Source organism: Actinomadura sp. 21ATH, from assembly GCF_041951345.1.
In the GTDB taxonomy this organism is placed as follows: Bacteria; Actinomycetota; Actinomycetes; order Streptosporangiales; family Streptosporangiaceae; genus Spirillospora.
Genome location: NZ_JBGNUR010000019.1, coordinates 54,766 through 66,966, shown reverse-complemented (window position 1 = coordinate 66,966; position 12,201 = coordinate 54,766). Strand labels below are relative to the sequence as shown.

12 protein-coding genes and 1 pseudogene are annotated in these 12,201 nt (G+C 73.4%); 11 read left to right on the top strand and 2 right to left on the bottom strand.

The window, feature by feature from the left end; translation table 11 throughout:
* Positions 1 to 32 precede the first annotated feature (32 nt).
* Both ACA361_RS35560 and ACA361_RS35555 read left to right on the top strand, forming a co-directional pair.
* A complete protein-coding gene (locus ACA361_RS35560) occupies positions 33 to 617 on the top strand; it encodes an HIT domain-containing protein (RefSeq protein ID WP_375019570.1) in 585 nt (194 codons plus the stop codon).
* Between the two features lie 48 nt (positions 618 to 665).
* Positions 666 to 1,064, top strand: a complete 399-nt coding sequence (locus tag ACA361_RS35555) for a thiol-disulfide oxidoreductase DCC family protein (RefSeq protein WP_375019481.1) — start codon at positions 666 to 668, stop codon at positions 1,062 to 1,064.
* Between the two features lie 63 nt (positions 1,065 to 1,127).
* Here the strand turns inward: ACA361_RS35555 and ACA361_RS35550 are convergent, their stop codons facing one another.
* The gene (locus tag ACA361_RS35550) at positions 1,128 to 3,293 is read right to left on the bottom strand and encodes an elongation factor G-like protein EF-G2 (RefSeq protein ID WP_375019480.1); all 2,166 of its coding nucleotides are present in this window, start codon (positions 3,291 to 3,293) and stop codon (positions 1,128 to 1,130) included.
* A 356-nt stretch (positions 3,294 to 3,649) separates the two neighbouring features.
* Here ACA361_RS35550 and pgsA point away from each other — a divergent pair.
* The 9 genes and pseudogenes from pgsA to ACA361_RS35505 all read left to right on the top strand — a co-directional run.
* Positions 3,650 to 4,258: pseudogene (gene pgsA / locus ACA361_RS35545) on the top strand (phosphatidylinositol phosphate synthase); the annotation flags it as partial.
* Positions 4,259 to 4,530: 272 nt separating this feature from the next.
* Positions 4,531 to 5,460 carry a phosphatidylinositol mannoside acyltransferase gene (locus tag ACA361_RS35540; protein WP_375019569.1) on the top strand — a complete coding sequence of 310 codons (930 nt, stop codon included), beginning with the start codon at positions 4,531 to 4,533 and terminating at the stop codon, positions 5,458 to 5,460.
* Complete coding sequence (locus ACA361_RS35535; protein WP_375019479.1) at positions 5,457 to 6,626, top strand: glycosyltransferase family 4 protein; 1,170 nt, start codon at positions 5,457 to 5,459, stop codon at positions 6,624 to 6,626. The genes ACA361_RS35540 and ACA361_RS35535 overlap by 4 nt, the downstream gene beginning before the upstream one ends.
* 17 nt (positions 6,627 to 6,643) lie before the next feature.
* Complete coding sequence (locus ACA361_RS35530; RefSeq protein WP_375019478.1) at positions 6,644 to 7,192, top strand: hypothetical protein; 549 nt, start codon at positions 6,644 to 6,646, stop codon at positions 7,190 to 7,192.
* Positions 7,193 to 7,501: 309 nt separating this feature from the next.
* Positions 7,502 to 8,326 (top strand): DUF3048 domain-containing protein, encoded by an 825-nt coding sequence (locus tag ACA361_RS35525; RefSeq protein ID WP_375019477.1) that lies wholly within the window; start codon positions 7,502 to 7,504, stop codon positions 8,324 to 8,326.
* Between the two features lie 100 nt (positions 8,327 to 8,426).
* A complete protein-coding gene (gene pdxS, locus ACA361_RS35520) occupies positions 8,427 to 9,341 on the top strand; it encodes a pyridoxal 5'-phosphate synthase lyase subunit PdxS (RefSeq protein ID WP_375019476.1) in 915 nt (304 codons plus the stop codon).
* 151 nt (positions 9,342 to 9,492) lie between these two features.
* Positions 9,493 to 10,113, top strand: coding sequence for a hypothetical protein (locus ACA361_RS35515; RefSeq protein WP_375019475.1), 621 nt, complete (start codon positions 9,493 to 9,495; stop codon positions 10,111 to 10,113).
* Between the two features lie 76 nt (positions 10,114 to 10,189).
* Positions 10,190 to 10,801: a pyridoxal 5'-phosphate synthase glutaminase subunit PdxT gene (gene pdxT / locus ACA361_RS35510; protein ID WP_375019474.1), complete on the top strand. Its 612-nt coding sequence runs from the start codon at positions 10,190 to 10,192 to the stop codon at positions 10,799 to 10,801.
* 3 nt (positions 10,802 to 10,804) lie between these two features.
* Positions 10,805 to 11,557: a YebC/PmpR family DNA-binding transcriptional regulator gene (locus ACA361_RS35505; RefSeq protein WP_375019472.1), complete on the top strand. Its 753-nt coding sequence runs from the start codon at positions 10,805 to 10,807 to the stop codon at positions 11,555 to 11,557.
* Positions 11,558 to 11,614: 57 nt separating this feature from the next.
* Here the strand turns inward: ACA361_RS35505 and ACA361_RS35500 are convergent, their stop codons facing one another.
* Entirely contained in the window at positions 11,615 to 12,181 is a 567-nt protein-coding gene (locus ACA361_RS35500) for a dihydrofolate reductase family protein (RefSeq protein ID WP_375019470.1), read from the bottom strand.
* Positions 12,182 to 12,201: the final 20 nt, after the last annotated feature.

Below are 12,201 nucleotides of genomic sequence, written 5' to 3'. Positions count from 1 at the left end.
GCGCCGCCTTGAGCCTAGAGCCGGAGGAGCCTGTGACGCCGGAGGCGCGCGAGGGCGCGCCTCGGTACGAGGAGGAACGGGGAGGTGCGGGCACGCCGGACAACTTCCAGCGGCTGTGGACCCCGCACCGGATGGCCTACATCAAGGGCGAGGGCAAGCCCACCGGCGCCGGGGCGGAGGACGGCTGCCCGTTCTGCGAGATCCCCGCGATGACCGACGAGGACGGCCTGGTCGTGGCCCGCGGCGAGCGGGTCTACGCGGTGCTCAACCTCTACCCGTACAACTCCGGCCACCTCATGGTCGTCCCGTACCGGCACGTGGCCGACTACACCGGGCTCGACCCGGCCGAGTACGGCGAGCTGGCGGAGCTGACCCGCAGCGCGCTGACGGCGCTGCGCCGGGCGAGCGGCGCCCAGGGCTTCAACGTCGGCATGAACCTCGGCCAGGTGGCGGGCGCCGGGATCGCCGCGCACCTGCACCAGCACGTCGTGCCGCGCTGGGGCGGCGACACCAACTTCATGCCGGTCGTCGGCCACACCAAGGTGCTCCCGCAGCTGCTGCGCGACACCCGCAAGCTCCTCGCCGACGCGTGGCCGGCCGCCGAAGACGGCCGGTGAGGACGGCCGGTGAAGACTAGGGGAGCGCGCCCCGGGCAGGTACCGGACGTGACTTCTCGCGAGCGGCCGGTCCTGCTGTACGACGGCGACTGCGGGTTCTGCACCGCGTCGGTGCGGTTCATCGAGCGCCGGATCCCGACGTCGGCCGAGCTGGTGCCGTACCAGACCGCGGACCTGGCGGCGCTGGCCACCACGCCCGAGCGGGCCTCCCGCGAGGTCGTGTGGGTGAGCCGCGGCCGCCGCGCGCTCGGCGGGGCGCAGGCCGCGGCGGCGCTGCTGATCGACGCCGGCGGGGTGTGGCGGCCGCTGGGCCTGGTGCTGCGGGTGCCGCCGTTCCGCTGGATCGCGCACGGCGTCTACCGGCTGGTGTCGAACAACCGCGGGCGGCTGCCCGGCGCCACGCCCGCGTGCTCGCTTCCCGCCGACCGCAGGCCCGGAGCGCGCTGACGGCGCCGGGCGGCCCGGAGGGGAGGCGCCCCCTCCGGGCCGCGGGGTGCCGTGCGCGCGGGTTCAGTCGTTCTGGGACGCGGCCGCCACCTTGTCCGACAGGTGGGACGGCAGCGGCTCGTACCGCAGGAACACCCGGCTGAACGTGCCGGTGCCCTGCGACAGCGAGCGCAGGTCGATCGCGTACCGGATGATCTCCAGCTGCGGAACCTCCGCCTTGATCATGGTGCGGCCGCCCGGCACCGACTCCGAGCCGAGCACCCGGCCGCGCCGCGAGGTCAGGTCGGACATCACCGCGCCCACGTAGTCGTCCGCGATCAGCACCGCGACCTCGTCGACCGGTTCCAGCAGCAGGATCGGCACCTTCGCCGCCGCGTCCTTCAGGCCCAGCGCCCCCGCCGCCTGGAAGGCCATGTCGGAGGAGTCGACCGAGTGCGCCTTGCCGTCGTGCAGCGTGACCTTGATGTCGACCAGCGGGTACCCGGCCGACACCCCCCGCGCCATCTGCTGCCGGACGCCCTTCTCCACCGACGGGATGAACTGGCGCGGCACCACGCCGCCCACGATCCGGTCGACGAACTCGAAGCCCTCGCCGGAGGCCAGCGGCTCCACGTCGATGTGGCAGATGCCGTACTGGCCGTGCCCGCCGCTCTGCTTGACGTGCCGGCCCAGGCCCTTGGCCGTGCCGCCGAACGTCTCGCGCAGCGGGACGCGCAGGTCGACCCGCTCGACCTCCACCCCGTACCGGGTGCGCAGCCGCTCGATCAGGACGTCGGCGTGCGCCTCGCCCATGCACCACAGCACCAGCTGGCGGGTCTCGGAGTTGTTCTCCAGCCGCAGCGTCGGGTCCTCGGCGACCAGCCGGCCCAGCGCCTGGCCCAGCTTGTCCTCGTCGGCCTTGGACCGGGCCCGGATCGCCACCGGCAGCAGCGGGTCGGGCATCGACCAGGGCGCCATCAGCAGCGGGGCGCCCGGGTCCGACAGGGTGTCGCCGGTCTCGGCCCGGCTGAGCTTGGCGACCGCGCAGATGTCGCCGGCCGAGCACGACGCCAGCGTCCGCTGCGTCTTGCCCAGGGGGGAGCTGAGCGCGCCGACCCGCTCGTCCACGTCGTGGTCCTCGTGGCCGCGGTCCTCCAGGCCGTGCCCGGAGACGTGCACGGTCGAGTCGGGGCGCAGCGTGCCGGAGAACACCCGGACCAGCGAGATGCGCCCGACGTACGGGTCGGAGGTGGTCTTGACGACCTCGGCGACCAGCGGGCCCTCGGGATCGCACGCGATCTCCCTGGGCGGGCCGCCGCTGACGCCGGTGACCGGCGGGATGCCGTGCTCGAGCGGGGACGGGAACGCCTCGGTGATGACCTCCAGCAGCTCCATCATCCCGATGACGGGGCCGGGATGGTCGCCGTGCGGCACGGAGGTGGCGAGGACGGGGTAGAAGCTGCCGCGCGCCACGGCCGTCTCCAGGTCCTCGATGAGCGACTTGACGGGGATGTCCTCGCCGGCGAGGTACCGGTCCATGAGGCCCTCGTCCTCGCTCTCCTGGATGATCCCCTCGATCAGCGCGGCGCGCTGCTCCTCGATCTGCTCCACGTAGCGGGCGGCCGGCTCGCACTCGACCCGGGCGCCGGTGGAGTAGTCCATGCAGCGCTGGGTCAGCAGCCCGATCAGCCCTTCCGGGGCGTCCCCCGAGCCGATCGGGAAGTAGCAGGGGAGCACGCCCTCGCCGAAGGCGTCCTGGCAGGACAGCAGCACGTCGTCGAAGTCGCCGCGCTGCTGGTCGATCTTGGTGATGACGACCGCGCGGGGCATGTTCACCGCCGCGCACTCCTCCCACAGCATGCGGGTGAGGCCGTCGATGCCGTCCACCGCCGAGACGACGAACAGCGCCGCGTCGGCGGCCCGGAGCCCGGCCCGCAGGTCGCCGACGAAATCGGCGTAGCCGGGGGTGTCGATCAGGTTGACCTTGATGTCGCCGTGCACGAGCGGGGCCAGCGACAGGTTGACCGAGCGGTGCTGGCGCACCTCGACCTCGTCGAAGTCGCTGACCGTCGTGCCGTCCTCGACCCGGCCGCGCCGCTGCACGGTGCCGGTCGCGGCCAGCAGCGCCTCGACCAGCGTGGTCTTTCCCGCCCCCGAATGGCCGACCAGCGCGACGTTGCGCACCTTGTCGGGCCGGCCGGCCTCCGGTGCCCTGCCGTGGCCTCCCGGATGGCCTCCCTTGTCCGCCATGGCTTACCTCCTCGGACGGGCCCGCGCGGGGCCGCGTGCGGCTGAGGGCCCGGCCCGCCGGTGCGGGCCAGGGTCCTGTCGGCCGAGTGCGGCGCCAGGCCACCGTCCGACGTGCGTGACCGACGTCACACCCGTGTCAACACCTTTTCCCGTGTCGGCCCGGATCACAAGGGGCGGACGGCAAACGCCGGTCATCTCTTGCCGCGCGGACGGCCGCGGCGCGCCGCCTCGACCCGGCGTACCGGGCGGCCGCACTACGATTGGGCGCGCGCTGCGCGGCCCCCCGAGCCCGGCGCGGCACCGTACCGGGCCTCTCGGCACGGGGCCACGACCTCGACACCACAGGATCGGACGCGATGCTCAACAAACTGCGGCCCGCGCTGGGACGCGTTCTGACCCCCATCGGCCAGACCGTCGCGCGGACCGGGGTCTCGCCCAACGCCATCACCGTCGTCGGGACGATCGGCGTGCTGGCCGGCGCGCTGGGCTTCTTCCCCCGGAGCGAGTTCTTCTGGGGCACGATGGTGATCACCGCGTTCGTGCTGTTCGACATGCTGGACGGGGCCGTCGCCCGGGTCACCGGCAAGATCTCCCGCTGGGGCGCGTTCCTGGACTCCACGATGGACCGGGTCGCGGACGCGGCGATCTTCTCCGGGCTGATGATCGGGCTCTACCGGGACGGCGACGAGAGCCTGGCCGGGGTCGCGCTGTACTGCCTGGTCGCCGGGGTCGTGGTGTCGTACGCCAAGGCCCGCGCCGAGGGGCTGGGCTACACCTGCGACGTCGGGATCGCCGAGCGTTCGGAGCGGCTGATCGTGGCGCTGGTGGCGGCCGGGTTCCACGGCCTCGGCGTGCCGTTCATCCTGGCGGCGGCGCTGTGGGTGCTGGCGGTGCTGAGCACGGTCACGGTCGGGCAGCGGTTCGCGACCGTGCGGGCCCAGGCCCTCGCCGAGCCCGCCGCCCCCGGAACCGCCGGTCCTGAGGCCGCCGGGCCCGAGACGGCCCGGCCCGGGAAGGCGGGGCCCGAGGACGCCCGTCCCGAGGGCGGCGCCGGTCCGGCCGAGGCCGCCGGGCCCGCGCCGCAGGTGGAGCCCAAGACCGTGCCCAAGGGCCGCAAGGGCGGCGGCGGGTCGTCCGGCCGGCTCAGGCGCCGCGCGGAGCGCCGCGCGTGACCCCCGGTGCCCGGTCGCCCCGGCGGCCCCGCCCGGCCCGGATCGCGGCGGCGCGGGACGAGGTGATGGACGCCGCCTACGCCCTCGGCTGGACGGTCGTCCGCAAGATGCCCGAGCGGGCCGCGCGCGCCGCGTTCACCGCGCTGGCCGACCGCGCCTGGCAGCGGCACGGGTCCGGCGTGCGGCAGCTGGAGAGGAACCTGTGCCGGGTGCTGGGCAAGGACGCCGTCGACGACGAGGTCCGCGTCCTGAGCAGGAAGGTGCTGCGCTCGTACCTCCGGTACTGGCTGGAGGTCTTCCGGCTGCCCGAGTACGACCGCGACCGCATCGTCGGCCGGATGCGGGTCACCGGGCACGAGAAGATCTTCGCGAACCTCGACTCGGGCCGGGGCGTGATCCTCGCCCTGCCGCACATGGGCAACTACGAGCAGGCCGGCGCCTGGCTGGTCTACCAGGGACACCCCTTCACGACCGTGGCAGAAAGGCTCAAACCGGAGTCCCTGTTCGACAGGTTCGTCGCGTTCCGTGAGAGCCTGGGCATGGAGGTGCTGGCCCACCGGGGCGCGTCCGCCTACGGCCGCCTCGCCCAGCGGCTGCGCGCCGGCCGCCCGGTGTGCCTGGTCGTCGACCGGGACCTCACCGACAGCGGGATCGACGTGGAGTTCTTCGGCGCCACCGCCCGGATGCCGGCGGTGTCGGCGGCGCTGGCGATCCAGACCGGCGCCGCCCTCATCCCGGTCACCTTGTGGTACGAAGGCGAGTACTGGGCGGCGCGGGTCCACGACGAGATCCCGGTTCCTGACGGGGGCGCCAGACAGGAGAAGATCGCGGCCATGACTCAGCAGCTCGCCGGTGTCTTCGAGGAGGGCATCGCGGCGCATCCCGAAGACTGGCACATGCTCCAGAAGGTCTGGGTGGACGACCTCCCGGAGGAGCGCCGCAACGGCCGCAACGGCCGCGACGGCCGCAGCGGCGCGGAAGGAACGGCGCGGTGAGGATCGGCATCGTCTGCCCGTACGACTGGGAGGTCCCGGGCGGCGTCCAGCAGCACATCCGCGACCTCGCCGAGGCGCTGATCGACCTCGGCCACCACGTGTCGGTGATCGCCCCGGCCGACGACGACGCCGAGCTGCCGCCGTACGTGGTCCCCACGGGCCGCGGCGTGCCGGTGCCCTACAACGGGTCGGTGGGCCGCGTCTCGTTCGGGTTCCTGTCGGCCAACCGGGTCCGGCGGTGGATCAACGACGGCGGCTTCGACGTCCTGCACGTCCACGAGCCCGCCGCGCCGTCCCTGGGCATCCTGGCCTGCTGGGCCGCCGACGGGCCGATCGTGGGGACGTTCCACGCCTCGTACGAGCGGTCCCGCCTCGTCTCGGTCACCGCGCCGATCCTGCAGAGCGCGCTGGAGAAGATCACCGGCCGGATCGCGGTGTCGGAGGCGGCGCGCAAGACGCTGGTGGAGCACCTGGGCGGCGACGCGGTGCTGATCCCCAACGGCGTGGCCACCGAACGGTACGCGATGGCCGAGCCGCTGCCCGGCTGGCCCGGCCGCGGCGACGGCGACGCCGCCGCGGGGGACGGCACCGGCGGCGCGCTGGGCTTCCTGGGCCGGATGGACGAGCAGCGCAAGGGCCTGCCGGTGCTGCTGCGCGCGTTCGAGATCCTCGGCCGCGAGCGGCCCGGCCTGCGGCTGCTGGTCGCCGGGCCGGGCGACGCCGACGACGTGGTGGCCAAGGTCTCGCCCGGGCTGCGCGACCGGGTGGTCGTGCTCGGCCTGGTCAGCGAGGAGGACAAGGTCCGCGCGTACCACTCGGTGGACGTGTTCGTGGCCCCCAACCTGGGCGGCGAGAGCTTCGGGATCGTGCTGGCCGAGGCGATGTCGGCGGGCGCGCCGATCCTGGCCAGCGACATCGAGGCGTTCGACCGGGTGCTGCGCGGCGGCCGGGCCGGGGCGCTGTTCCCGGTCGGCGACCACGAGGCGCTGGCCGCGGCGGCCGGCGAGCTGCTCGACGACCCGGCCCGGCGCAAGCAGCTGTCGGCCGAGGCGCGCGCGGCCGTCCGTTCCTACGACTGGTCGGCGGTGGCCCGCGACGTGCTGCGGGTGTACGAGACCGTCGCGCTCGACGGCGCCGGTGTCGTCGAGTCCGGCCGCGGAGCCTGAGAGGCGTTCGGCACAGCATGTTGTTCCCCGACTGGATCATCGATGTCCTGTTCTGGATCGCGGTCGTCTTCCTGGTGGGCGTGTACGGCTCCTGGCGCGCGACCCGGCTGGACCGGCTGCACGTCCGCGTCGAGACGGCCCGTGCCGCGCTGGACGCCGCGCTGGTCCGGCGGGCCGCGGTCGCGCTGGAGCTGGCCGCGTCCCGGCAGCTGGACCCGGCCACCAGCCTGGTGCTGGCCACCGCCGCGCACGAGGCCCGCACCGCCGACGCCGACGGCCGCGAGTTCGCCGAGAGCGACCTGTCCCGGGCGCTGCGGGCGGTGGTCGACCAGCCCGACTTCGCCGAGACGCTGAAGGCCAGGGGCGACGGGCAGCCGGTGCTGGACGAGATGGCCTCGGCCGCTGCCAAGGTCGTCTACGCCCGCCGGTTCTACAACGACGCCGTCTCGGCCGCCCGCATCGCGCGGCGCAAGCTGCTGATCCGCGTGCTGCCGCTGGCGGGGCGGGCGCCGCTGCCCGGGTTCTTCGAGATCGACGACGACCCGCCGGAGGCGCTCCGCGGCTGAGGGCCGGAGCCGGGGGGCCTGTGGCCGGTGGCCGGGGTTGAACCCGACAAAGCTCTCATTCGTATTCGCTACCCTCGGGCAGATCCGCCGTTGGGAGGCAGAATCGTGGGTGTTGCTGGGGTTCGGGGTCGTACGGCCGCCGGGGTCGGGGCCGTCGCACTCGGCGCGGCACTGACGGCGTGCTCGGGCGGCGGATCGGGAGGACCGGACACGGCCGCGCCCCCCAACGCCGGGGGCGGCGAGGGAGGGAAGCCCGCCGCGCCCGCCACGCATCCGTTCACGGGCGGCCGCGGCGGGATCGGCAACCCCGTGCTCGCCGTGAAGATCGAGAACACCCGGCCCGCGCTGCCGCAGACCGGGGTGCGCTCGGCCGACATCGTGTACGTGGAGCAGGTCGAGGGCGGCGAGACGCGGCTGATGGCCGTGTACTCGTCCAAGCTGCCGCCGCGGGTCGGGCCCGTCCGCTCCGCCCGGATCTCCGACCTGCACATCCTCCCGCAGTTCGGGAGGCCGGCGTTCGCGTTCTCCGGCGTGCAGAGCAAGATGAAGAAGTACATCAAGCAGGCCCCGCTGTACGACATCTCCCAGGAGAGCGCCGGATCGGCCTACTTCAGGGCCGGCCCCAAGCCCATCCCGTACAACCTGTACGCCAGCCCGAAGTCGCTGCTCAAGCAGGCGCCCAAGGCCGAGGGGCCGCGCGACATCGGGTTCCGGTTCGGGCCCGCGCCCGCGGGCGGCAGGCCCGTCAAGACCTTCACCGCCCGCTGGCCGTCCACGCGGATGTCGTTCACCTGGTCGGCCGAGCAGAAGCGCTGGCTGTCGGCCCACAACGGGCGCACCAACACCGCCGCCGAGGGCGGGGTGCTCGGCGGCCAGACCGTCGTGATCCAGTACGCGAGGACCACGCGCTCCAAGTTCCACGACTTCCTCGGCAACTACACGCCGGAGATCAAGACGACCGGCACCGGGCGCGCCCTTGTTCTGCGCGACGGCAGGGCCTACGACGCCCGCTGGTCCCGGCCGGCCGAGAACGCCGGGACCACGTTCACCACCGCCGCGGGCGAGCCGATGACGTTCGCCAAGGGGCAGGTGTGGATGGTCCTGGTGAACGACGGCGAGCCGCGCATCCCGTAAAACCGCCCGCCCGGCCGTTGACACTCTGCCGGGTCCAAGACCGGACGGAGCAGGCAATATCATGGAAACGACTTGCCGTCCGTTCACGTGAGGAAGACCCGTGTCCAACACAGCCAGCTCCGCCACCGACACTCCCGCCACCGGGACCGCCCGGGTCAAGCGCGGCATGGCGGAGATGCTCAAGGGCGGCGTGATCATGGACGTCGTCACGCCCGACCAGGCCAAGATCGCCGAAGACGCCGGTGCCGTCGCGGTGATGGCCCTGGAGCGGGTGCCCGCCGACATCCGCGCCGAGGGCGGCATCTCCCGGATGAGCGACCCCGACATGATCGACGGGATCATCGAGGCCGTCTCCATCCCGGTGATGGCCAAGGCCCGGATCGGCCACTTCGTCGAGGCCCGCGTGCTCCAGGCGCTCGGCGTCGACTACGTCGACGAGTCCGAGGTGCTCACCCCGGCCGACTACGAGAACCACATCGACAAGTGGGCGTTCACCGTCCCGTTCGTGTGCGGGGCCACCAACCTGGGCGAGGCGCTGCGCCGGATCACCGAGGGCGCGGCGATGATCCGCTCCAAGGGCGAGGCCGGCACCGGCGACGTCTCCAACGCCACCACGCACATGCGCAAGATCCGGGCGGAGATCAAGCGGCTGCAGAACCTGCCCGAGGACGAGCTGTACGTGGCCGCCAAGGAGCTCCAGGCCCCGTACGAGCTGGTCAAGGAGGTCGCGCAGGCCGGCAAGCTGCCGGTCGTGCTGTTCACCGCCGGCGGCATCGCCACCCCGGCCGACGCCGCGATGATGATGCAGCTGGGCGCCGAGGGCGTGTTCGTCGGCTCCGGGATCTTCAAGTCCGGCAACCCCGCGCAGCGCGCCGAGGCGATCGTCAAGGCCACCACGTTCCACGACGACCCCGACGTGATCGCCAAGGTCTCCCGCGGCCTCGGCGACGCCATGGTCGGCATCAACGTCGCCTCCCTGGGCGAGGACCAGAAGTTCGCCGGCCGCGGCTGGTGATCTAGGCGCCGGTGGGTAACGGACCCGCACGCCCGCCCTTTACGGACGGGCGTGCGGGGTGACCGGACGGTTACTTACGGCGGCCCCTCCCCATCCCGCGCCCCAGGGTTTACGCTGGCCGGGCGGTCGTTCAGGGGCGGGAGGAACGTTCATGGGGTGGTCGGTCGCGCTGGCCTGTGCGAGTGCCGGTGAGCCCGCCGAGGTGTTCCGGCCCGGCCTCGACCCCGACCCCGATCCGGCCGCCGCGGCCACCATCGCCCGCGGCCTCTACCCGGCCGCCACCCTCACCGAGACCGGCGACACCGTCCTGGACTTCGCGCTCTGGCCGTACGAGGACGAGCTGTTCGTCGGCGTCTTCGACCGCGCCCTGCTGCTGTGCGACCGGCGCCTGTTCTGCCTCGACGACGACGCCCGCCGGATCGCCGACACCGCCGCCGCCGCGCTGCCCGGCGCCCGCTGCGGCGTGCTCGTCCTGCACAGCGTGATCTCCGGCTGCTGGTTCCGCTGGTACGACGGCGGCGAGCTGCGCCGGGACGTGTTCGTGACCGCCGAGGACGGCGTGGTCGTCGACCAGGGCGAGCGGCTGCCGGCCGAGGACCCGTACTGGAAGGCCATCGACGAGGGCGTCCCGGACGTCCCGCTGCCGTTCGACCCCGAGGAGTTCGGCCTGGCGCTGGCGGGCGCCCACATGTTCGGCCGCGGCATCGCCGACCGCGGCGCCGACGGCTTCCTGCCCCTCGAACTGCCGCTGCGCCGCTTCAAGCTCTGCTGACGGGCGCCGAGGGGAAGATCCGCCGGCCGCCCGCACGTTGTACGGTCGGTAGGACCACTCCCCGAAAGGCTTTCCCGTGACCGCTGTGCCCACGATCGGTGTTCTCGCCCTGCAGGGCGACGTGCGCGAGCACGCCCGGGCCCTGGAGGGAGCCGGCGCGCGCACCCTCCCCGTACGCCGCGCCGAAGAGCTCGAGAGCGTCTCCGCGCTCGTCGTCCCCGGCGGCGAGTCCACCACGATGTGGCGGCTGGCCCGCTCGTTCGAGCTGCTGGAGCCCCTGCGCAAGCGGATCGAGGCGGGCATGCCGGCGTACGGTTCCTGCGCCGGTATGATCATGCTCGCGGACCGGATCCGGGACGGGGCGGCCGGCCAGGAGACCATCGGCGGCATCGACATGACCGTCCGCCGCAACGCCTTCGGCCGCCAGGTCGACTCGTTCGAGGCCCGCGTGCCGCTCGACGGCATCGGCGAGTTCGACGCGGTCTTCATCCGCGCGCCGTGGGTCGAGTCGGTCGGCGCCGGCGTCGAGGTGCTCGGCCGCGCCGAGAGCGGGCCGAACATCGGTAGGATCGTCGCCGTCCGGCAGGGGCGCCTGGTGGCGACCGCGTTCCATCCGGAGTTGACGGGCGACCACCGCGTGCACCACTACTTCGCCGATCTGGTGCGCCGGGCGATGGAGGAGGAGTAAAGAATGTCCGGCCATTCCAAATGGGCGACCACCAAGCACAAGAAGGCGGCCCTCGACGCCAAGCGGGGCAAGCTCTTCGCCAAGCTGATCAAGAACATCGAGGTGGCGGCGCGTACCGGCGGCGGTGACCCCGACGCCAACCCGACGCTTTACGACGCCATCTACAAGGCGAAGAAGAACTCGGTTCCCAACGACAACATCGAGCGCGCCCGCAAGCGCGGCGCGGGCGAAGAGGCCGGCGGCGCCGACTGGCAGAACATCACCTACGAGGGCTACGCCCCCGGCGGCGTGGCGGTCCTGGTCGAGTGCCTGACCGACAACCGCAACCGCGCCGCCTCCGAGGTCCGCGTCGCCCTCACCCGCAACGGCGGCTCCCTGGCCGACCCGGGCTCGGTGGCGTACCTGTTCAACCGCAAGGGCGTCATCATCGTCCCCAAGGCCGGCACCAGCGAGGACGACGTCATGATGGCCGTCCTGGACGCCGGCGCCGAAGAGGTCAACGACCTGGGCGAGAACTTCGAGATCGTCTGCGAGGCGGGCGACCTCATCCCGGTCCGCTCGGCCCTCCAGGACGCCGGCATCGACTACGAGTCCGCCGACTCCAGCTGGCTGCCCAGCGTCTCGGTGCCCCTGGACGAGGACAACGCCAAGAAGGTCTTCCGCCTCATCGAGGCCCTGGAGGACTCCGACGACGTCCAGGACGTCTACGCGAACTTCGACGTCAGCGACGAGGTCATGGAGAAGATCGACGCCTGACCCGCGCGATCCGCGCCGCCCGCCGGCCCGCCGCCCGTACCGGTCGGCGGGCCGTCGCTACGCCACGCGGTAGCGCAGATGCGTGACGCTCCCGGCGCGGGGCTCGCCGGCCGGGACGAGATCGGCCCGCTCCCCGCCGAGGAAGGGCGTGCCCGCGCCCAGCAGCACCGGCACGAGATGGACGTGCACCTCGTCCAGCAGCCCCGCCCGGAGCGCCTGCCCGGCCACGGCGGCGCCCATCACGATCGTGTCCCTGTCACCGGCGGCCTCCCTGGCGCGCCGGACCGCCCCCTCCAGGCCGTCGAAGGCGAAGACGCCGCCGTTGCCGCCCGCGAGATCGTCCCGGCGCCGGTGGGTGACGACGAACGCCGGCACCCCGGCCCACGGCGTCCCGCCCCACGGCTCCAGGCCCAGGTCGAACGTGCGCCGCCCGATCACGGCGGCCCCGACCGCCGCGTCCACCTCCCGCCGCACGGCCGTGTCGACGGCGCCGCCCGGCCCGTCCCAGCCCATCCACGCGTGCAGCGCCTCGCCGCCGTCCCCCATCGGCTCGTCCGCGCGGACGTCCGGCCCGGCGCTGAACCCGTCCAGGGACACCGACACGTCGAGTACCACCTTGCCCATCACGGACCTCCTCCAGAAGC